Below are 17,398 nucleotides of genomic sequence, written 5' to 3'. Positions count from 1 at the left end.
GTCGCCGGTGAGTGCTCAACCCCACCGTCTTGCGTGCCTGCGCCCGCGTTGCGGCCCGATCCCAGTGGCTGCGGCGCTCCCCGGTTTCCGTCATGTCCCTACTTCATCAAGCCCGCTTCTTTACGACCGTCAATCATCTGCGCGACCTGCCGCCTACGGCCGTGCCCGAGGTCGCCTTCGCGGGTCGCTCGAACGCGGGCAAATCCAGCGCGCTCAACATCCTCTGCAATCAGAAGCGGCTGGCCTTCTCGAGCAAGACGCCGGGTCGCACGCAGCACATCAACTACTTCGAGATCGCTCACCTCGAACACCTTTACGGCTACCTCGTCGATTTGCCGGGGTACGGCTATGCCGAGGTCGGCGGCGGTGTGAAGGTGCACTGGCAACAGCTGCTCGGCGACTACCTCGTCCAGCGTCCGCAATTGCGCGGCCTCGTGCTGGTGATGGACTCGCGCCGCCCGTTCACGGACCTCGATTGCGAACTGATCGACTGGTTCATGCCCACCGGACGTCCGATCCATGCCCTGCTGACGAAAGCCGATAAGCTGACACGTCAGGAAGCCACGAACGTATTGCGCGAGACACAGAAACGCCTGTCCGCGCTGCCGCGCACCGATGGGCTGCCGTCTGACGATCCGACCGTTGCGCCGCAATTCACGGCGCAACTGTTCTCGTCGCTCAAGCGCACCGGCGTCGACGCTGCGCAGCGCATGCTCGAAGAGTGGCTCGCCATTCCGGCGCGCGAGAAGGCCAAGAAGTAAACGCTTGTTCGCAGCCCGCTCGCGGAATCTGCTTCCAAAGGTAGACGTTCGGCACCCCGGGCGTGCGCGACAAATCGTCGCGGCGACGACGAGCGGAGTGCGGGCAGAGGGCGAGCGTTTTGGGGTCGTCTCAGGGAAATCGATGGGGCCGACGCGGCGAACCACCGTATCGGCCAAACGGATGATGTCTGCGTGAACTCACCGGAAAGCGAGACGATCCGGGCGGTTGCCGTGCCGTTATGACACGATTCGAGCGCACATAAAAAAACCGCCGTGTAGGCACGGCGGGTTTAAATAAGCCTTATCGTAGAACGACAGGCGCCCGCTCAGGGAGGAGAAGCGGGGGACGTCACACGCAGTGCGAACATCCGGTTGGTATGATATACCATGCGTTCGAAAGTTTCCCGGCAAGCGCCCTTTTTTGCGCGCCTTCCCTCTTACGGAATCGTTGAGCCAGCCGCAACGACAACTCCGTTTTCGGGACACGTCAAAACGTCCGATTCACGGGAATTTCCGACGCGCCATTCTTCGTCCAAAGGACCGATCGCATGAGTTCCTACCCCCTGCTTCGTCCGCGCCGCATGCGACGCGATGACTTCTCGCGCCGTCTGATGCGCGAAAACCGCCTGACCTGCGACGACCTCATTTACCCGGTGTTCGTGCTCGAAGGCGAGAACCGCCGCGAGGCTGTCGATTCGATGCCCGGCGTCGAACGTGTTTCCGTCGACGAATTGATGCGTGTGGCCGACACGTGCGTCACGCTCGGCGTTCCGGTGATTGCGCTGTTCCCGAATATCGAGGCCGTGCTCAAGACGCCGGACGGCATCGAGGCGACCAACCCCGACGGTCTGATCCCGCGCGCGGTGCGCGAGCTCAAGCGTAACTTCCCCGACCTCGGCGTACTGACCGACGTCGCGCTCGATCCGTACACGAGCCACGGACAGGACGGTGTGCTGGACGAGAACGGCTACGTGATCAACGACGTGACGACGGACCTGCTCGTGAAGCAAGCGCTCACGCAAGCGGAAGCCGGCGTAGATATCGTCGCCCCCTCGGACATGATGGACGGCCGCATCGGCGCCGTGCGCGAAGCGCTGGAAGCCAGCGGCTATATCCATACGCGGATCATGGCGTACGCAGCCAAGTACGCATCGGCGTTCTATGGTCCGTTCCGGGACGCTGTCGGCTCGGCCACGAACCTCGGCAAGAGCAACAAGATGACCTACCAGATGGACCCGGCTAACTCGGACGAAGCGATCCGTGAAGTCGCGCTCGACATCGAGGAAGGTGCCGACATGGTGATGGTCAAGCCCGGCATGCCATACCTCGATATCGTGCGTCGCGTGAAGGACGAGTTCCGTTTCCCCACGTACGCCTATCAGGTCAGTGGCGAATACGCGATGCTCAAGGCCGCCGCGCAGAACGGCTGGCTCGATCACGACAAAGTGATGATGGAATCGCTGCTGGCCTTCAAGCGAGCTGGTGCCGACGGCATTCTGACCTACTTCGCGCTCGACGCCGCACGCTTGATTCGCGCGCAGGCATAAGGCGTTTCGCAAGGCACCTCGCCAGGTGCCTTGATTTTGCACACTTTTGCCAGACCGAGCGCTTTAGACGTACTTGGCGCATTGGCTACGCTAACCGCGCCGGTCGGTTCGGATAGATTCGGGTCGGTGCCTCAGGCAGCCGGCCCGAATGCTTTTTCGAGGCTTCGCAAGAACAGATCGGCCGACTGCGCGCCGATCACGCGCGTTCCGCTCACTTCCTTGCCACTACCATCGAAGAAGATGATGCCAGGCGGCCCAAACAAACCGAAGCGCTTGAGTAGCGCCTGATCGTCGGCATTGTTAGCCGTGACGTCAGCCTGCACGAGCACCACTTGATCGAGACGGGCTTTCACGCGCGGATCCGTGAACACGAAACGCTCCATCTCCTTGCAACTGATGCACCAGTCCGCATAGAAATCGAACATCACCGGACGCCCGGCGCTCGCCACCACCTGATCCAGTTCCGCCACGCTACGAACACGCTGAAACTTCACGCCTTCGACAGTGGGTGCGCCAGCATTGGCACTCCCCGATGCCACCGTCGACAAGCCAGCCAGCGGTGCTAGCGGATCACGCGCCCCGGCAGCAGCACCGACGAGCGCTACGGCACCCAGCAGTGCCACGGCGACGCCGAGACCTTTCAAAAGACGTCGCGCGCCGCTAACCCCATCGGGCAAATTATCGAACACGCGCATGAACGTGGCCGCGACCAACAGGAGAACACCCGCGCCAAGAAGCAAAACCGGTGTCGACAGGAGCGGGCGAACGATCCACAGCGCAACGCCGAGCAGCAGGAAACCGAAGAAACGCTTCACGCCGTCCATCCATGCGCCCGCGCGCGGTAACAACGTACCCCCGCCACCCGCAAGAATCACGAGCGGCAACCCCATCCCCAGCGACAACGCAAAGAGCGTTGCACCACCGAAAACGGCGTCACCGGTTTTGGCGATAAACGCCAACGCAGCCGCCAGAGGTGCCGTCACGCAGGGACTGACGATCAGCCCGGACAACACACCCATCATCGCCGCGCCGACCCACTGTCCCGACTGCTGCTTGCGCGCAGCATTGTCGATCCGGTCACGCAGTGCGGCAGGCAGCTGGATCTCGTACATCCCGAACATCGAAAGGGACAGGACCACCATCAACAACGCGAACAGGGCTAGCACCCAGGGGGCCTGCAAGAAGGCAATCAAGCCCTGCCCGAGCAGCCCGGCCGCCACACCAATGACGGTGTTCACGATGGCCATACCGAGGACATACGCGATAGCCAGACGCACGGCCTTCCCACGACTGGCTTCTTGCCCTGCGACGATCGACAGGAGAATCGGCACCATCGGCAAAACGCACGGGGTGAAGGCAAGCCCGAGGCCTAGCACGAAGAAAATCCCCAACGCCAACGCAAAGCTGCCGCCCGAGAGAATCCGTTCCGCTTCGTTGTAGTCGTCTCGCGCAGACAGCCATCCGCCTGCTGAGCTACTGGCGGGCGGGGTCACGGCAGGGGAGGCGAGCGAAGTACCTCCAGCCCCCTGCGCTGCGCCACCCAACAATGCCTGAGTCGCGGGGCCGGCAGCGGAACCGGCGCTGGAAGTACCACCGCCCCCGTTGCCAACCGCCGCGGCAGAGATCTTCAACGGTTTGTCCATCGGCGGATAGCACAGGCCCTTGTCTGCGCATCCCTGCATCGTGACGTTCAGCGTAAACGGCCCGCTCGCCTGATCGACCGGAATCCGGACATCGATCGGCTCGTGATACACCTCCATGTCCTTGCCGAAGGTGTCGTCGTGCTTGACCTCGCCCTTCGGGAACACCGGCGCACCGAGTTTGACGGCGGGGTTATCCGCGGCGAAGGCGAACCGCTCGCGATAGAGGTAATACCCCTTCGCGACGTCGAAACGCAGCACCACGACCCCGGGCTGTTCCGTTTTCGACACTTTGAAGGCGACGTCGGGATCGAGGAAATCGTCCGCTGCATGGGCACGGCCCGCGCCCAACGTCAGCATGACCGCCAGCAACGTCAGCGCAAGCATCCAGAGTCGCTGGACGCGATGCTGCATCGTCGCTCTCCGGGGACTGCTAGAAAGCGCCAATTCAGGCCCGGCCAACGTCTTCACATCAAACATGCAGTTCCCCTCGCGTCTCGTTCTCAACCCATCGCGCATAAGCCGGCAGCGCCGCAGTGGCGGGCCACGCGACAATCTCCGGGACATCGTACGGATGGTGTTCTTTGATGTACTGCTCCAGCGCGCCATATCGCGCAGCAGTCGTCTTGATCATGAGCGGTACTTCCACGCTCGTTTCACGTTTGCCCTGCCAGCAATAACTCGACCGCACCGGTGCCATTTGCTGCACGCAGGCCGCCAGACGTCCGGCAAGCATGCCGTCGATGGCCGCTTCTGCGCTGGCCTCGTCGGGAAATGTCGTCATGACGATGAGAAGGGCGTCCATGGTGTGCTGTAGACCGTTCAGGCGTGAGAGGTGTTCACTCTACACCGACACAGGCAAAGATGTGCGTGTGGACAACGATTTCCAGGCTGGCGCTGACACCCGCTCGGACGATGCCCAAAAACAAAAAAGCCAGGTCAATGACCTGGCTTCTTTCTACGGCTGACGGCCTTCAAGAGACCGTTGCGCGAATCGCTTACTCAGCGACTTCCGGCGCTTCCGTGTCGACTTCCGGACGATCCAGCAGTTCGACGAAAGCCATCGGAGCGTTGTCACCCACGCGGAAACCCATCTTCAGGATACGCAGGTAGCCGCCCGGACGGTTGGCAAAACGCGGGCCGAGTTCGTTGAACAGCTTCGTGACCATTTCGCGATCGCGCAGGCGGTTGAACGCCAGACGACGGTTAGCGACGGAGTCCTTCTTGCCCAGCGTGATGAGGGGCTCGACGACCTTACGCAGTTCCTTAGCCTTCGGCAGCGTGGTCTTGATGGCTTCGTGCTGGAGCAGCGAATTCGACATGTTACGCAGCATGGCCAGACGGTGGCTGCTGGTACGGTTCAGTTTACGCAAACCATGACGGTGACGCATTTTTACTTTCCTTTAAACAGAGTTTTCGACCAAGCTCTTCTATCGGTGATCACCACCGCGGGCCGGTACCTTCGCAATCGGCCGTATCGGACATGCCGACGTGCCGCACTTACGTAGCAACACGGCCGCCCGAAGGCGGCCATGTCGTTACATTACTTCTCGAGACCAGCCGGCGGCCAGTTTTCGAGCTTCATGCCGAGCGTGAGACCACGCGAGGCAAGCACTTCCTTGATCTCGTTGAGCGACTTGCGACCCAGGTTCGGGGTCTTGAGCAATTCGTTCTCGGTACGCTGGATCAGGTCGCCGATGTAGTAGATGTTTTCGGCCTTCAAGCAGTTGGCCGAACGCACCGTCAACTCGAGATCGTCCACCGGACGCAGCAGGATCGGATCGATCTGCGGCGCACGCGACGGCGCTTCGCTGGCGGCTTCCGTGCCTTCCAGCGCAGCGAACACCGACAGTTGGTCGACGAGGATGCGAGCCGATTGACGGATCGCTTCTTCCGGCGACACCACACCGTTGGTTTCGATGTTCATCACGAGCTTGTCCAGGTCCGTACGCTGTTCCACACGGGCCGATTCGACCGCGTAGCTCACACGCTTGACCGGCGAGAACGACGCGTCGAGGACGATGCGGCCGATAACCTTGGCCGATTCGTCGCCATAACGGCGCACGTTACCCGGGACATAACCACGACCCTTTTCGATCTTGATCTGAACGTCGAGCTTGCCGCCCTTCGCCAGATGCGCGATCACGTGATCGGGGTTGATCAGTTCCACATCATGCGGCACTTCGATATCCGAAGCACGCACCACACCTTCACCATCCTTGCGCAGCGTAACGGTGACTTCGTCACGGTTATGCAGCTTGAACACGACACCCTTCAGGTTCAACAGGAAGTTGACGACATCTTCCTGGACACCATCGATGGTGGAGTATTCATGCACAACGCCGGCGATCGTCACTTCGGTCGGCGCGTAGCCCACCATCGACGACAACAGCACGCGGCGAAGCGCGTTGCCCAAGGTGTGGCCATAGCCACGTTCGAACGGCTCCATCACGACTTTGGCGTGATGCTCACCGACCGGCTCAACCGCAATAATCTTGGGCTTCAACAAACTGGTTTGCATAGGTTTCCTTTTCAATACCCTCGGCTCGTTACACCGATAAGGCTGATGGGTGACAACCTGCACGGAACGCAAAACGCGCCGTGAGGCGCGTCAAGCATCATACGGATTAACGCGAATACAATTCGACGATCAGGCTTTCGTTGATGTCGCCCGCGATATCGCTACGTTCCGGCAGTGCCTTGAAAGTGCCTTCCATCTTCTTGGCGTCAACCGAAACCCAGATCGGGAAACCGACTTGCTCAGCCAGCGTCAGCGCTTCTTGAATACGCACTTGCTTCTTGGCCTTTTCGCGAATGCTGATCACATCGCCGGCCTTGACCTTGATCGACGGGATGTTCGAAACGACACCGTTCACCACGATGGCCTTGTGACCAACGAGTTGGCGCGCTTCAGCGCGCGTCGAACCAAAGCCCATGCGGTACACGACGTTGTCCAGGCGCGACTCGAGCAGTTGCAGCAGGTTTTCACCCGTGTTGCCCTTGACGCGGTCGGCTTCCGCGAAATAACGACGGAACTGACGCTCAAGCACGCCGTAAATACGCTTAACCTTCTGCTTTTCGCGCAGCTGGTTGCCGTAGTCCGACGTACGAGCACCCGACGTGCGGCCATGCTGACCCGGCTTGCTATCCAGCTTGCACTTGTCGGCGAGCGAGCGACGTGCGCTCTTCAGGAAGAGGTCAGTACCTTCACGACGGGAGAGTTTGGCCTTCGGGCCGATATAACGTGCCACGGTTGTTCCTTTATCTCAAAATTTGACGCAGCGAACTTTGTCCACTACGCAAGTCCGGTACCAATGTACCGGACGGTGGTCTTAGAAATTACTACGCGCACGGCCGAGACCGTGCGCGAACCCGCGATTATAGCAGGATTTTCTGAAGCGTCTTAGATACGACGACGCTTCGGCGGGCGGCAGCCGTTGTGCGGGACCGGCGTCACGTCCGAAATGGCCGTGATCTTGATACCCAGCGCATTCAGCGCACGAACCGCGGATTCGCGACCCGGGCCCGGGCCCTTGATGCGAACTTCGAGGTTCTTCACGCCATATTCCAGTGCCACGCGGCCAGCCGACTCAGCAGCAACCTGGGCAGCGAACGGGGTCGACTTACGCGAACCCTTGAAGCCCTGGCCACCCGACGTCGCCCATGCCAGCGCATTGCCCTGACGATCGGTGATCGTGATGATGGTGTTGTTGAACGAAGCGTGGACGTGCACGACGCCTTCGGCAACGCTCTTCTTGACCTTCTTGCGAACGCGCTGCGAAGCGGCGTTGTTCTGTTGCTTAGCCATGAGTTCCTATCCTCTGGTTACTTCTTCAGCGAGACGCCGGCCTTACGCGGGCCCTTACGGGTACGCGCATTGGTACGGGTGCGCTGACCGCGAAGCGGCAAGCCCTTGCGGTGACGCATACCACGATAGCAGCCCAGGTCCATCAGGCGCTTGATGCTCATGGTCGTCTCACGGCGAAGGTCACCCTCAACCGTCAGTTGACCAACTTGATCACGCAGCTTTTCGAGATCAGCGTCGTCGAGGTCCTTGACCTTCTTCGAGTGAGCCACACCGGCTGCGTCGCAAATCTGGCGAGCGCGCGTGCGACCGACACCGTAAATAGCCGTCAGGCCAATGACAGTGTGCTGGTGGTTCGGGATGTTAACCCCTGCGATACGAGCCATTCGTAATTCCCCAACTAAATAGCGTTAAAGGCCGATTAGCCCTGACGTTGCTTGTGGCGCGGATCCGAGCTGCAGATCACGCGCAGCACGCCTTTGCGCTTCACAAACTTGCAATTGCGGCAGATGCACTTAACAGATGCCAAAACTTTCATGACAATTCCCTCTCTCTAATCACTTCGCCCGGAAGACGATCCGCGCACGCGACAGATCGTAGGGCGTCAACTCTACCGTCACCTTATCTCCGGGAAGGATGCGGATGTAATGCATCCGCATCTTGCCGGAAATATGTCCGAGTACTACATGGCCATTTTCCAGCTTTACCCGGAAGGTGGCATTGGGGAGGTTTTCAACGACCTCACCCTGCATTTGAATAACGTCGTCTTTCGACATGATCCTGGATGATCAGCGAAGCGTCATGTTATTGCCGCCCTTGAAATTCGCTTTGCGGAGCAGCGACTCATATTGTTGCGACATCACATACGACTGCACTTGCGCCATGAAGTCCATCGTCACCACCACGATAATCAGCAGTGAGGTTCCACCGAAGTAGAACGGGACATTCCAGCGCAACACCAGGAACTCAGGCAGCAAACACACCAAGGTGACGTAAGCTGCACCGGCCAGTGTCAATCGCGTCAGGATCTTATCGATATAACGCGCGGTCTGGTCGCCCGGGCGGATACCCGGAACAAACGCTCCGCTCTTCTTCAGGTTCTCGGCGGTCTCCTTGCTGTTAAACACCAGAGCGGTGTAGAAGAAGCAGAAGAACACGATCGCCAGTGCGTAGAGCATCACGTAGATCGGCTGACCCGGCGACAACTTCGCCGCGATATCCTTGAGCCAGCGCGCGTTATCACCTGCGCCGAACCAATTCGCGATCGTTGCCGGGAACAGGATGATCGACGATGCAAAGATCGGCGGAATCACGCCTGCCATATTCAGCTTGAGCGGCAGGTGCGAAGCCTGACCACCGTACACCTTGTTGCCGACCTGACGCTTCGCGTAGTTGACCAGAATCTTGCGTTGACCACGTTCGACGAAAACGACGAAGAACGTCACGAGCACCACCAGGGCACAGATCACGATCGCCGAGAACGGACCGATCGAACCGGTACCGACCAACTCGAACAAACCACCCACAGCGTTCGGCAAACCTGCCGCAATACCGCCGAAGATGATGATCGAAATGCCGTTACCGAGACCGCGTTCGGTGATCTGCTCACCAAGCCACATCAGGAACATCGTGCCGGTCACGAGCGTGATCACCGTCGTCAGGCGGAACAGCATGCCCGGATCGACGACGAGCCCCGGCTCGCTCTCCAACGTCACCGCGATTGCAGCTGCCTGGAAGAGCGCAAGCACCACCGTGAAATACCGGGTGTACTGCGTGATCTTGCGTTGTCCGGCCTGGCCTTCCTTACGCAATGCTTCCAGTTGAGGCGAAACCATCGCCAGCAACTGCATGATGATCGACGCCGAAATGTACGGCATGATCCCCAGCGCGAAGATCGTGAAACGCGACAACGCACCGCCAGAGAACATGTTGAACATGCCCAGGATCCCGCCCGACTGGCGCTGGAACAACTGCGCCAGCTGATCGGGGTCGATGCCCGGCACCGGGATATGCGCACCAATACGGTAGACGATCAACGCCAGCAGCAAGAAAACCAGCCGCCGGCGCAGATCCGCATACTTCGGGCCCTGCGTACCAGGCTTAGCGAGATTAGGAGACTTGGCCAATGATGGCTCCGGGGTGTCCTAACTTACTCTGCGACCGAACCGCCAGCCGCTTGAATTGCCGTGAGCGCACCCTTGGTGACGCCCAGACCCTTCACAACGACCTTGCGGGTGATCTCGCCAGCGGCGATGATCTTGGCCGAAAGCGACAGCTCGCTCACCAGACCGGCCTGCTTCAGAACCAACAGATCGATCTCGTCGACCGGCAGGTTGTTCAGGTCCGACAGGCGAACTTCGCCCACGAAACGACGCGTCAGCGACTTGAAACCACGCTTCGGCAGACGACGTTGCAGCGGCATTTGACCGCCTTCGAAGCCCACCTTGTGGAAGCCACCCGAACGCGACTTCTGACCCTTGTGACCACGGCCGGCGGTTTTACCCAGACCCGAACCGATGCCACGGCCGACGCGGCGCTTGGCGTGCTTGGCGCCTTCTGCCGGCTTAATCGAATTCAATTCCATTTTGCCCTCGCTCAGTCGACGATCTTCACAAGGTACGAGACCTTGTTGATCATGCCCCGCACAGCGGGCGTATCCTGCAACTCGCTGACCGAATTGAGGCGACGCAGGCCGAGGCCCTTCACGGTGGCGCGATGTTCTTCGCGCGTACCGATCAGGCTCTTGACCAGCTTAACTTTCACAGTTTGCTGCGACATATTGATCACCCTTAGCCGAGGATCTCTTCCACCGACTTGCCACGCTTAGCGGCGATGTCAGCAGGAGTCGATTGTTTCTTCAGGCCGTCGAGCGTGGCGCGGACCAGGTTGTACGGGTTCGTCGAGCCAAGGCTCTTCGTCACCACGTTGGTCACGCCCATCACCTCGAACACCGCGCGCATCGGGCCACCGGCGATCACGCCAGTACCGTCCTTCGCCGGCGACATCAGGACGCGCGAGGCGCCATGCTGGCCGAGAACGTTGTGTTGAAGGGTGCCGTTCTTCAGAGCAACCTTGAACATATTGCGGCGGGCTTGTTCCATTGCCTTTTGAACGGCAACCGGGACTTCCTTCGCCTTGCCCTTGCCCATGCCGATGCGGCCATCGCCGTCACCAACCACGGTCAACGCGGCAAAACCGAGAATACGGCCACCCTTCACAACCTTCGTGACACGATTGACCGCGATCATCTTCTCGCGAAGGCCGTCGTCGCGTTCGTCAGCCTGAACTTTCGCTTGCATCTTTGCCATGACGGATCCTTACTTAGAACTTGAGGCCGGCTTCACGGGCTGCGTCGGCGAGAGCCTTAACGCGACCGTGATAGCGGAAGCCCGAGCGGTCGAAAGACACGCTTTCGATGCCGGCAGCCTTCGCCTTTTCGGCGATACGACGACCGATCAACGCAGCAGCGGCAGCGTTGCCACCCTTGCCTTCCTTGTCGCCCAGTTCCTTGCGCACTTCGGCTTCCAGCGTCGAAGCGCTGGCCAGCACTTGCGTGCCGTCTTCCGAGAAAACTTGCGCGTAAATGTGCACGTTGGTGCGATGCACGGAAAGGCGATGCACCTTCTGAGCTGCCAGCTTGATACGAGTCTGGCGAGCGCGGCGCACACGTGATTGTTTCTTGTCCATGTTTCGCACCCTTACTTCTTCTTGGTTTCCTTGAGGATCACCGTCTCGTCCGCATAGCGGACACCCTTACCCTTGTAGGGCTCGGGCGGACGGTAACCGCGAACTTCCGCAGCCACTTGTCCGATGCGTTGCTTATCAACGCCCTTGATGATGATCTCAGTCTGCGTGGGGGTCTCTGCCTTCACGCCTTCCGGCATGGCATGCACAACATCGTGCGAGAAACCCAGCTCGAGCTTCAGGTTGTTACCTTCAGCCTTGGCACGGTAACCCACGCCAACGAGTTGCAGCTTCTTTTCGAAACCCTTGCTCACACCGGTCACCATATTGTTGACCAGTGCACGTTCCGTACCATACAGCGCATTCGCTTCACGGCTTTCGTCGGCCGGGGCGAAGGTGATGGTGCCGTCTTCAATCTTGACGTTCACAAGGACGTTCACGCCGCGGGTCAGCGAACCCAGGGCACCCTTGACCGTCAGCACATTGCCAGCCAGCGTTGCTTCAACGCCCTTCGGCAGTGCAATGGGACTCTTACCTACTCGAGACATTTCAACTCTCCTCGGTTAGGCCACGTAGCAGATGACTTCGCCGCCCACGCCAGTGGCGCGTGCTTTGCGATCCGTCATCACGCCCTTCGGGGTCGAGACGATTGCAACGCCCAGGCCATTCATGACCTGCGGGATGTCGTTGCGGCTCTTGTACACACGCAGACCCGGGCGCGAAACGCGCTCGAGGCGCTCGATCACCGGACGGCCAGCGTAGTACTTCAGTGCGATGTTCAGCACCGGCTTGGTTTCTTCTGCTTCAACCGCGAAGTCTTCGATGTAGCCTTCGTCCTTGAGGACCTTGGCGATCGAGACCTTCAGCTTGGACGAGGGCATCTTCACCGATGCCTTCTCAACCATCTGAGCGTTGCGGATGCGAGTCAGCATATCGGCGATAGGATCGCTCATGCTCATGGTGCTTCTCCTATTACCAGCTTGCTTTGGTCACGCCCGGGATTTCGCCACGGAAGGCGATTTCACGGATCTTGTTACGGGCCAGGCCGAATTTGCGGAACGTGCCGCGCGGACGACCGGTCAGCTCGCAACGATTGCGTTGACGCGTCGGGTTGGCGTTACGCGGCAGCTGTTGCAGCGCCAGACGTGCTTCATAACGCTCGTCTTCCGACTTGCTGGTGTCTTCGATGATCGCTTTGAGGTCAGCACGCTTGCCAGCGTACTTCGCCGCCAGACGGGCGCGCTTCTTTTCGCGTTCGATAAGTGCCAGTTTAGCCACGATTACCTCAGTTACGGAACGGGAATTTGAACGCCGACAGAAGAGCCTTGGCTTCTTCGTCAGTCTTCGCAGTCGTCGTGATGCTGATGTTCAGACCACGCAGTGCGTCGATTTTGTCGTATTCGATTTCGGGGAAAATGATCTGCTCTTTCACACCGATGTTGTAGTTGCCACGACCGTCGAACGCACGACCCGAAATACCACGGAAGTCACGCACGCGCGGCAGAGCCACGGTGATGAAACGATCCAGGAATTCGAACATACGCTCACCGCGCAGCGTCACCATCGTACCGATCGGGTAACCTTCGCGGATCTTGAAACCGGCGATAGCCTTGCGAGCCTTCGTCACCACCGGCTTTTGACCGGCAATCTTCGTCAGGTCGCCAACGGCGTGCTCAATGATCTTCTTGTCAGCGACGGCTTGACCAAGGCCCATGTTCAGGGTGATCTTGGTGATGCGCGGCACTTCCATCACGGACTTGTAACCGAACTGCTTGGTGAGCTCGGCGACAATCTTGTCCTTATAGAATTCTTGCAAACGGGCCATTATCTATACTCCCTTAGGCACCGACGACCGCACCGGTCGTCTTGAGGAAGCGGACCTTCTTGCCGTCTTCGACCTTGATGCCCACGCGCGACGGCTTGCCATTGGCATCCACCAGCGCCACGTTCGAAACGTGGATCGGCATCGTCTTGTCGACCACGCCACCTTGCGTACCCTTCATCGGGTTCGGCTTGACGTGCTTCTTGGCGACGTTCACGCCTTCGACGACCAGCTTGTCACCATCAACGGCCAGAACCGTGCCACGCTTGGCCTTGTCCTTACCCGTCAGAACGATGACTTGGTCACCCTTGCGAATCTTGTTCATGTGTCGGCTCCTTACAGCACTTCCGGGGCCAGCGACACGATCTTCATGAAGCGTTCGGTACGCAGTTCACGCGTAACCGGCCCGAAGATACGGGTGCCGATCGGCTCGAGCTTGGTGTTAAGCAGCACGGCGGCGTTGCCGTCGAATTTGACCAGCGAGCCGTCCTGGCGACGCACGCCCTTGGCGGTGCGCACGACCACTGCGTTGTAGATTTCGCCCTTCTTGACGCGACCACGCGGGGCAGCATCCTTCACGCTGACCTTGATGATGTCGCCAATGCCGGCGTAGCGACGCTTGGAGCCGCCCAGCACCTTGATGCACATCACTTCGCGCGCACCGGTGTTGTCGGCTACTTCGAGCCGGGTTTCAGTTTGAATCATGGTGTTATCTTCCCAACTTAATCCGACACCTAGGCGTCGGTCAGTCTTGGTCCCCGTCAGCACCAAAGGGTGCCGTTTGGGTTGAGTCGTTCAAAAGTGGACAACCTTGCTACCTCGTCCAGACCCGTAGAGGATACGAGTCGGCTTCGGAAGCCATCCACTCCCTTGCGAAACCAAAGACCGGTTTTGGCGAAAGAAGCGGAAAGTCCGGAATTATACATCGATAATTCCGGACTTGCAAGTCAAGCCTTCGCTTCAGACTGCCTTAGATGATACGGGCAGCTTCCACGAGACGGGCAACCGTCCAGGCCTTGGTCTTCGACAGCGGACGGGATTCTTGAATCTCGACCAGGTCGCCTTCCTTGTACTGGTTGGTTTCGTCGTGCGCGTGGTACTTCTTCGAGCGCACGATGTACTTGCCGTAGAGCGGGTGCTTCATTTGACGCTCGATCAGCACGGTAACCGTCTTGTCCATCTTATCGCTGACAACGCGACCAACGAGGGTGCGCTTCAGCGAAGTCTTAGCGGTATCGTTCATTTCTGGCTCGCCTTCTCAGTCAACACGGTACGCACACGCGCGATGTCCTTGCGCACCTTCTTCAGCTGGCTGGTGTTGCTCAGCTGTTGGGTGCCCGCTTGCATGCGAAGACCGAATTGGGCCTTCAACAGATCCGACAGTTCCTTGTTCAGGCCGTCGACATCCTTGGCACGAAGTTCGGATGCTTTCATTTCAAATTCTCCCTTCAGGCGCCAAGGCGACGGACGAAGAACGTCGTCTGAATCGGCAGCTTGGCAGCAGCCAGGCGGAACGCCTCGCGCGCCAGCGCTTCATCCACACCGTCCATTTCGTACAGCATCTTGCCCGGCTGAATCTCAGCGACGTAGTACTCAGGGTTACCCTTACCGTTACCCATACGCACTTCTGCCGGCTTTTGCGAGATCGGCTTGTCCGGGAAGATACGGATCCAGATACGGCCACCACGCTTGATGTGGCGGGTCATAGCACGACGAGCAGCTTCGATTTGACGAGCCGTCAGACGACCACGACCGACCGCCTTCAGGCCGAATTCGCCGAACGACACTTCGTTGCCACGGGTGGCGACGCCAGTGTTACGGCCTTTCTGCTCTTTGCGATACTTTCTGCGTTTCGGTTGCAGCATGATTATTCTCCAGTCTTGGCGTCGCCTTCAGGCTTGCCAGCCGGACGGCGTGCACCACCGCGCTTCGCACCGGCCTTGTCGCCAGCATCGTCACGACGGGGGCGACGGTCGCCCGGACGCGCATTGCGGCGCGGACGCTTTTCTTCGGCCGGCTCTTCAGCCACCGGAGCGTCGTTGCGGCCCAGCGTGTCACCCTTGTAGACCCACACCTTGATACCGATGATGCCGTACGTCGTCTTCGCTTCCGAGGTTGCGTAGTCGATGTCAGCGCGCAGGGTGTGCAGGGGCACACGGCCTTCGCGGTACCACTCGGTACGGGCGATTTCGATACCGTTCAGACGGCCAGCGCTCATGATCTTGATGCCTTGGGCACCCAGACGCATCGCGTTCTGCATCGCGCGCTTCATTGCGCGACGGAACATGATACGGCGCTCAAGCTGCTGAGCGATCGAATCGGCGATCAGCTGCGCATCGGTTTCCGGCTTGCGGATTTCTTCGATGTTCACGTGCACGGGCACGCCCATGCGCTTTTGCAGTTCAGCCTTGAGGATTTCGATGTCCTCGCCCTTCTTGCCGATCACAACGCCCGGACGCGAGCTGAAAATCGTGATGCGAGCATTCTTGGCCGGACGCTCGATGACCACGCGGCCAACCGAAGCGTTCTTCAGCTTCTTCTTCAGGTAATCACGAACGCCGATATCTTCCTGCAGCATTTTCGCGAAATCCTGGTTGTTCGCGTACCAACGCGACGCCCAGTTACGGCTGACAGCCAGACGGAAGCCAGTCGGATGAATTTTCTGTCCCATCGTGACCCCTTAGTTGCCCAGCGTCACAGTGATGTGACAGGTTTGCTTCTCGATGCGGTTACCACGGCCCTTAGCGCGCGCGGTGAAACGCTTGAGCGAGGTCGCCTTGTCAACGAAGATGCCCTTAACGCGCAGTTCGTCGATGTCAGCACCTTCATTGTGCTCGGCGTTGGCGATAGCCGACTCCAGCACCTTCTTGATGATGACCGCGGCCTTCTTCGGCGAGAAGGTCAGTACATTCAGCGCACGCTCCAGCGGCAGGCCGCGAATCTGGTCAGCGACCAGACGCGTCTTCTGCGCCGAGATACGGGCACCGCGGTGAATTGCTTTCACTTCCATGATCGGCCCCTTATTTCTTCGCCTTCTTGTCGGCCGCATGGCCCTTGAAGGTACGGGTAAGTGCGAACTCACCCAGCTTGTGGCCGACCATGTTTTCCGTCACGTACACCGGCACGTGTTGACGGCCATTGTGTACAGCGATCGTCAGGCCGATGAAATCGGGCAGGACGGTCGAACGACGCGACCAGGTCTTGATCGGCTTCTTGTCACGCGATGCAGCTGCCGCTTCCACTTTCTTCAGCAGATGAGCGTCGCAAAACGGACCTTTTTTAACAGAACGAGTCATTTGCTAGCTCCAATTAGCGCTTCTTGCGACGCTGAACGATCATGCTGTCGGTGCGCTTGGTCGAACGGGTACGCTTACCCTTGGTATGCTGACCCCACGGGCTGACCGGATGACGACCAGCTGCCGTACGACCTTCACCACCACCGTGCGGGTGATCCACCGGGTTCATCGCCACACCGCGAACGGTCGGGCGAATACCGCGCCAACGCTTGGCACCGGCCTTGCCCAATTGGCGCAGGCTGTGCTCTTCGTTGCCGACTTCACCGATGGTGGCGCGGCACTCGATGTGCACGCGACGGACTTCGCCCGAACGCAGACGCACTTGAGCGTACGTGCCTTCACGAGCCAGCAGCATTGCCGACGTACCAGCGGCACGGGCGATTTGTGCGCCCTTACCCGGCAGCAGTTCGATGCCGTGAATCGTGGTACCGACCGGAATGTTGCGGATCGGCAGTGCATTGCCAGCCTTGATCGGGGCTTCGGAGCCGCTCACCACTTGCTGGCCGACGGTCAGACCCTTCGGAGCAAGAATGTAACGACGCTCGCCGTCGGCGTAGCAAAGCAGTGCGATGTTCGCGCTGCGGTTCGGATCGTACTCAAGACGCTCAACCTTCGCCGTGATGCCGTCCTTGTTGCGACGGAAATCGACGATACGGTAGTGCTGCTTGTGACCGCCACCCATGTGACGGGTGGTGATGTGACCGTTGTTGTTACGGCCAGCGGTCTTGCTCTTGGTATCGAGCAACGGGGCGAACGGCTTGCCCTTATGCAGATCCTTGTTGACGACCTTGACCAGCGAACGGCGGCCCGGCGACGTCGGTTTCGTTTTGACGAGTGCCATGA

The 17,398-nt window shown here is 59.5% G+C and carries 29 protein-coding genes; 2 read left to right on the top strand and 27 right to left on the bottom strand.

Going from position 1 to position 17,398, the window contains the following annotated elements; translation table 11 throughout:
• Positions 1–92: 92 nt before the first annotated feature.
• Both yihA and hemB read left to right on the top strand, forming a co-directional pair.
• Positions 93–761 carry a ribosome biogenesis GTP-binding protein YihA/YsxC gene (gene yihA, locus PAQ31011_RS24785; protein ID WP_150578298.1) on the top strand — a complete coding sequence of 223 codons (669 nt, stop codon included), beginning with the start codon at positions 93–95 and terminating at the stop codon, positions 759–761.
• Between the two features lie 548 nt (positions 762–1,309).
• Entirely contained in the window at positions 1,310–2,308 is a 999-nt protein-coding gene (hemB, locus tag PAQ31011_RS24780; protein WP_150578297.1) for a porphobilinogen synthase, read from the top strand.
• 131 nt (positions 2,309–2,439) lie between these two features.
• On the opposite strand, the gene dsbD is transcribed toward hemB, so the two are convergent.
• The 27 genes from dsbD to rplB all read right to left on the bottom strand — a co-directional run bounded on the left by dsbD (position 2,440) and on the right by rplB (position 17,396).
• Complete coding sequence (gene dsbD / locus PAQ31011_RS24775; protein WP_150578296.1) at positions 2,440–4,362, bottom strand: protein-disulfide reductase DsbD; 1,923 nt, start codon at positions 4,360–4,362, stop codon at positions 2,440–2,442.
• A 58-nt stretch (positions 4,363–4,420) separates the two neighbouring features.
• Positions 4,421–4,753 carry a divalent-cation tolerance protein CutA gene (cutA, locus tag PAQ31011_RS24770; RefSeq protein ID WP_150578295.1) on the bottom strand — a complete coding sequence of 111 codons (333 nt, stop codon included), beginning with the start codon at positions 4,751–4,753 and terminating at the stop codon, positions 4,421–4,423.
• A 193-nt stretch (positions 4,754–4,946) separates the two neighbouring features.
• Entirely contained in the window at positions 4,947–5,339 is a 393-nt protein-coding gene (gene rplQ, locus PAQ31011_RS24765) for a 50S ribosomal protein L17 (RefSeq protein ID WP_039393695.1), read from the bottom strand.
• Positions 5,340–5,491: 152 nt separating this feature from the next.
• The gene (locus PAQ31011_RS24760) at positions 5,492–6,469 is read right to left on the bottom strand and encodes a DNA-directed RNA polymerase subunit alpha (RefSeq protein ID WP_039393697.1); all 978 of its coding nucleotides are present in this window, start codon (positions 6,467–6,469) and stop codon (positions 5,492–5,494) included.
• Positions 6,470–6,575: 106 nt separating this feature from the next.
• On the bottom strand, positions 6,576–7,199 hold the full coding sequence (gene rpsD / locus PAQ31011_RS24755) for a 30S ribosomal protein S4 (RefSeq protein WP_039393699.1): 624 nt from the start codon (positions 7,197–7,199) through the stop codon (positions 6,576–6,578).
• Between the two features lie 152 nt (positions 7,200–7,351).
• The gene (gene rpsK, locus PAQ31011_RS24750) at positions 7,352–7,756 is read right to left on the bottom strand and encodes a 30S ribosomal protein S11 (RefSeq protein ID WP_010804113.1); all 405 of its coding nucleotides are present in this window, start codon (positions 7,754–7,756) and stop codon (positions 7,352–7,354) included.
• 17 nt (positions 7,757–7,773) lie between these two features.
• Positions 7,774–8,139 carry a 30S ribosomal protein S13 gene (gene rpsM / locus PAQ31011_RS24745; RefSeq protein ID WP_039393701.1) on the bottom strand — a complete coding sequence of 122 codons (366 nt, stop codon included), beginning with the start codon at positions 8,137–8,139 and terminating at the stop codon, positions 7,774–7,776.
• A gap of 35 nt (positions 8,140–8,174) precedes the next feature.
• Positions 8,175–8,291 carry a 50S ribosomal protein L36 gene (gene rpmJ / locus PAQ31011_RS24740; RefSeq protein WP_010804115.1) on the bottom strand — a complete coding sequence of 39 codons (117 nt, stop codon included), beginning with the start codon at positions 8,289–8,291 and terminating at the stop codon, positions 8,175–8,177.
• A gap of 19 nt (positions 8,292–8,310) precedes the next feature.
• Positions 8,311–8,529 carry a translation initiation factor IF-1 gene (gene infA / locus PAQ31011_RS24735; protein WP_007869286.1) on the bottom strand — a complete coding sequence of 73 codons (219 nt, stop codon included), beginning with the start codon at positions 8,527–8,529 and terminating at the stop codon, positions 8,311–8,313.
• A 12-nt stretch (positions 8,530–8,541) separates the two neighbouring features.
• Positions 8,542–9,879 carry a preprotein translocase subunit SecY gene (gene secY, locus PAQ31011_RS24730; protein WP_010804117.1) on the bottom strand — a complete coding sequence of 446 codons (1,338 nt, stop codon included), beginning with the start codon at positions 9,877–9,879 and terminating at the stop codon, positions 8,542–8,544.
• A 23-nt stretch (positions 9,880–9,902) separates the two neighbouring features.
• Complete coding sequence (gene rplO / locus PAQ31011_RS24725; protein ID WP_039393709.1) at positions 9,903–10,337, bottom strand: 50S ribosomal protein L15; 435 nt, start codon at positions 10,335–10,337, stop codon at positions 9,903–9,905.
• Positions 10,338–10,348: 11 nt separating this feature from the next.
• Positions 10,349–10,531 (bottom strand): 50S ribosomal protein L30, encoded by a 183-nt coding sequence (gene rpmD / locus PAQ31011_RS24720; protein ID WP_010804119.1) that lies wholly within the window; start codon positions 10,529–10,531, stop codon positions 10,349–10,351.
• 11 nt (positions 10,532–10,542) lie between these two features.
• On the bottom strand, positions 10,543–11,061 hold the full coding sequence (rpsE, locus tag PAQ31011_RS24715) for a 30S ribosomal protein S5 (protein ID WP_039393711.1): 519 nt from the start codon (positions 11,059–11,061) through the stop codon (positions 10,543–10,545).
• A gap of 13 nt (positions 11,062–11,074) precedes the next feature.
• Positions 11,075–11,440 (bottom strand): 50S ribosomal protein L18, encoded by a 366-nt coding sequence (rplR, locus tag PAQ31011_RS24710; protein ID WP_039393713.1) that lies wholly within the window; start codon positions 11,438–11,440, stop codon positions 11,075–11,077.
• An 11-nt stretch (positions 11,441–11,451) separates the two neighbouring features.
• Entirely contained in the window at positions 11,452–11,985 is a 534-nt protein-coding gene (rplF, locus tag PAQ31011_RS24705; RefSeq protein WP_150578294.1) for a 50S ribosomal protein L6, read from the bottom strand.
• A gap of 15 nt (positions 11,986–12,000) precedes the next feature.
• Positions 12,001–12,396, bottom strand: coding sequence for a 30S ribosomal protein S8 (gene rpsH / locus PAQ31011_RS24700; RefSeq protein ID WP_010804123.1), 396 nt, complete (start codon positions 12,394–12,396; stop codon positions 12,001–12,003).
• 13 nt (positions 12,397–12,409) lie between these two features.
• Positions 12,410–12,715 carry a 30S ribosomal protein S14 gene (rpsN, locus tag PAQ31011_RS24695; protein WP_039393717.1) on the bottom strand — a complete coding sequence of 102 codons (306 nt, stop codon included), beginning with the start codon at positions 12,713–12,715 and terminating at the stop codon, positions 12,410–12,412.
• A gap of 7 nt (positions 12,716–12,722) precedes the next feature.
• Complete coding sequence (rplE, locus tag PAQ31011_RS24690) at positions 12,723–13,262, bottom strand: 50S ribosomal protein L5 (protein WP_023593829.1); 540 nt, start codon at positions 13,260–13,262, stop codon at positions 12,723–12,725.
• Between the two features lie 13 nt (positions 13,263–13,275).
• Positions 13,276–13,584, bottom strand: coding sequence for a 50S ribosomal protein L24 (gene rplX / locus PAQ31011_RS24685; protein WP_023593828.1), 309 nt, complete (start codon positions 13,582–13,584; stop codon positions 13,276–13,278).
• A gap of 11 nt (positions 13,585–13,595) precedes the next feature.
• The gene (rplN, locus tag PAQ31011_RS24680; RefSeq protein WP_010804127.1) at positions 13,596–13,964 is read right to left on the bottom strand and encodes a 50S ribosomal protein L14; all 369 of its coding nucleotides are present in this window, start codon (positions 13,962–13,964) and stop codon (positions 13,596–13,598) included.
• A gap of 265 nt (positions 13,965–14,229) precedes the next feature.
• Complete coding sequence (rpsQ, locus tag PAQ31011_RS24675) at positions 14,230–14,502, bottom strand: 30S ribosomal protein S17 (protein WP_039393722.1); 273 nt, start codon at positions 14,500–14,502, stop codon at positions 14,230–14,232.
• Positions 14,499–14,693 (bottom strand): 50S ribosomal protein L29, encoded by a 195-nt coding sequence (gene rpmC / locus PAQ31011_RS24670; protein WP_010804129.1) that lies wholly within the window; start codon positions 14,691–14,693, stop codon positions 14,499–14,501. Before rpmC ends, rpsQ begins: the two co-directional genes overlap by 4 nt.
• 14 nt (positions 14,694–14,707) lie before the next feature.
• Entirely contained in the window at positions 14,708–15,124 is a 417-nt protein-coding gene (rplP, locus tag PAQ31011_RS24665; protein WP_010804130.1) for a 50S ribosomal protein L16, read from the bottom strand.
• Between the two features lie 2 nt (positions 15,125–15,126).
• A complete protein-coding gene (gene rpsC / locus PAQ31011_RS24660; protein ID WP_039393724.1) occupies positions 15,127–15,930 on the bottom strand; it encodes a 30S ribosomal protein S3 in 804 nt (267 codons plus the stop codon).
• A gap of 9 nt (positions 15,931–15,939) precedes the next feature.
• The gene (gene rplV / locus PAQ31011_RS24655) at positions 15,940–16,269 is read right to left on the bottom strand and encodes a 50S ribosomal protein L22 (protein WP_039393726.1); all 330 of its coding nucleotides are present in this window, start codon (positions 16,267–16,269) and stop codon (positions 15,940–15,942) included.
• Positions 16,270–16,279: 10 nt separating this feature from the next.
• Positions 16,280–16,555, bottom strand: coding sequence for a 30S ribosomal protein S19 (gene rpsS / locus PAQ31011_RS24650; protein ID WP_010804133.1), 276 nt, complete (start codon positions 16,553–16,555; stop codon positions 16,280–16,282).
• Positions 16,556–16,568: 13 nt separating this feature from the next.
• Positions 16,569–17,396, bottom strand: a complete 828-nt coding sequence (gene rplB, locus PAQ31011_RS24645; protein ID WP_150578293.1) for a 50S ribosomal protein L2 — start codon at positions 17,394–17,396, stop codon at positions 16,569–16,571.
• Positions 17,397–17,398 lie beyond the last annotated feature (2 nt).

It is taken from the genome of Pandoraea aquatica, assembly GCF_902459565.1.
GTDB lineage: Bacteria > Pseudomonadota > Gammaproteobacteria > Burkholderiales > Burkholderiaceae > Pandoraea > Pandoraea aquatica.
Note: the sequence above shows the minus strand (reverse complement) of the source record. Positions and strands in the feature narration are given on the sequence as shown.

What these genes read in the sequence shown, in the direction of transcription:
- yihA (WP_150578298.1), top strand. Translation starts at nt 93, where the DNA reads ATGTCCCTACTTCATCAAGCCCGCTTCTTTACGACCGTCAATCATCTG.
- hemB (WP_150578297.1), top strand. Translation starts at nt 1,310, where the DNA reads ATGAGTTCCTACCCCCTGCTTCGTCCGCGCCGCATGCGACGCGATGAC.
- dsbD (WP_150578296.1), bottom strand. Translation starts at nt 4,362, where the DNA reads ATGCAGCATCGCGTCCAGCGACTCTGGATGCTTGCGCTGACGTTGCTG.
- cutA (WP_150578295.1), bottom strand. Translation starts at nt 4,753, where the DNA reads ATGGACGCCCTTCTCATCGTCATGACGACATTTCCCGACGAGGCCAGC.
- rplQ (WP_039393695.1), bottom strand. Translation starts at nt 5,339, where the DNA reads ATGCGTCACCGTCATGGTTTGCGTAAACTGAACCGTACCAGCAGCCAC.
- PAQ31011_RS24760 (WP_039393697.1), bottom strand. Translation starts at nt 6,469, where the DNA reads ATGCAAACCAGTTTGTTGAAGCCCAAGATTATTGCGGTTGAGCCGGTC.
- rpsK (WP_010804113.1), bottom strand. Translation starts at nt 7,756, where the DNA reads ATGGCTAAGCAACAGAACAACGCCGCTTCGCAGCGCGTTCGCAAGAAG.
- rpsM (WP_039393701.1), bottom strand. Translation starts at nt 8,139, where the DNA reads ATGGCTCGTATCGCAGGGGTTAACATCCCGAACCACCAGCACACTGTC.
- rpmJ (WP_010804115.1), bottom strand. Translation starts at nt 8,291, where the DNA reads ATGAAAGTTTTGGCATCTGTTAAGTGCATCTGCCGCAATTGCAAGTTT.
- infA (WP_007869286.1), bottom strand. Translation starts at nt 8,529, where the DNA reads ATGTCGAAAGACGACGTTATTCAAATGCAGGGTGAGGTCGTTGAAAAC.
- rplO (WP_039393709.1), bottom strand. Translation starts at nt 10,337, where the DNA reads ATGGAATTGAATTCGATTAAGCCGGCAGAAGGCGCCAAGCACGCCAAG.
- rpmD (WP_010804119.1), bottom strand. Translation starts at nt 10,531, where the DNA reads ATGTCGCAGCAAACTGTGAAAGTTAAGCTGGTCAAGAGCCTGATCGGT.
- rpsE (WP_039393711.1), bottom strand. Translation starts at nt 11,061, where the DNA reads ATGGCAAAGATGCAAGCGAAAGTTCAGGCTGACGAACGCGACGACGGC.
- rplR (WP_039393713.1), bottom strand. Translation starts at nt 11,440, where the DNA reads ATGGACAAGAAACAATCACGTGTGCGCCGCGCTCGCCAGACTCGTATC.
- rplF (WP_150578294.1), bottom strand. Translation starts at nt 11,985, where the DNA reads ATGTCTCGAGTAGGTAAGAGTCCCATTGCACTGCCGAAGGGCGTTGAA.
- rpsH (WP_010804123.1), bottom strand. Translation starts at nt 12,396, where the DNA reads ATGAGCATGAGCGATCCTATCGCCGATATGCTGACTCGCATCCGCAAC.
- rplE (WP_023593829.1), bottom strand. Translation starts at nt 13,262, where the DNA reads ATGGCCCGTTTGCAAGAATTCTATAAGGACAAGATTGTCGCCGAGCTC.
- rplX (WP_023593828.1), bottom strand. Translation starts at nt 13,584, where the DNA reads ATGAACAAGATTCGCAAGGGTGACCAAGTCATCGTTCTGACGGGTAAG.
- rplN (WP_010804127.1), bottom strand. Translation starts at nt 13,964, where the DNA reads ATGATTCAAACTGAAACCCGGCTCGAAGTAGCCGACAACACCGGTGCG.
- rpsQ (WP_039393722.1), bottom strand. Translation starts at nt 14,502, where the DNA reads ATGAACGATACCGCTAAGACTTCGCTGAAGCGCACCCTCGTTGGTCGC.
- rpmC (WP_010804129.1), bottom strand. Translation starts at nt 14,693, where the DNA reads ATGAAAGCATCCGAACTTCGTGCCAAGGATGTCGACGGCCTGAACAAG.
- rplP (WP_010804130.1), bottom strand. Translation starts at nt 15,124, where the DNA reads ATGCTGCAACCGAAACGCAGAAAGTATCGCAAAGAGCAGAAAGGCCGT.
- rpsC (WP_039393724.1), bottom strand. Translation starts at nt 15,930, where the DNA reads ATGGGACAGAAAATTCATCCGACTGGCTTCCGTCTGGCTGTCAGCCGT.
- rplV (WP_039393726.1), bottom strand. Translation starts at nt 16,269, where the DNA reads ATGGAAGTGAAAGCAATTCACCGCGGTGCCCGTATCTCGGCGCAGAAG.
- rpsS (WP_010804133.1), bottom strand. Translation starts at nt 16,555, where the DNA reads ATGACTCGTTCTGTTAAAAAAGGTCCGTTTTGCGACGCTCATCTGCTG.
- rplB (WP_150578293.1), bottom strand. Translation starts at nt 17,396, where the DNA reads ATGGCACTCGTCAAAACGAAACCGACGTCGCCGGGCCGCCGTTCGCTG.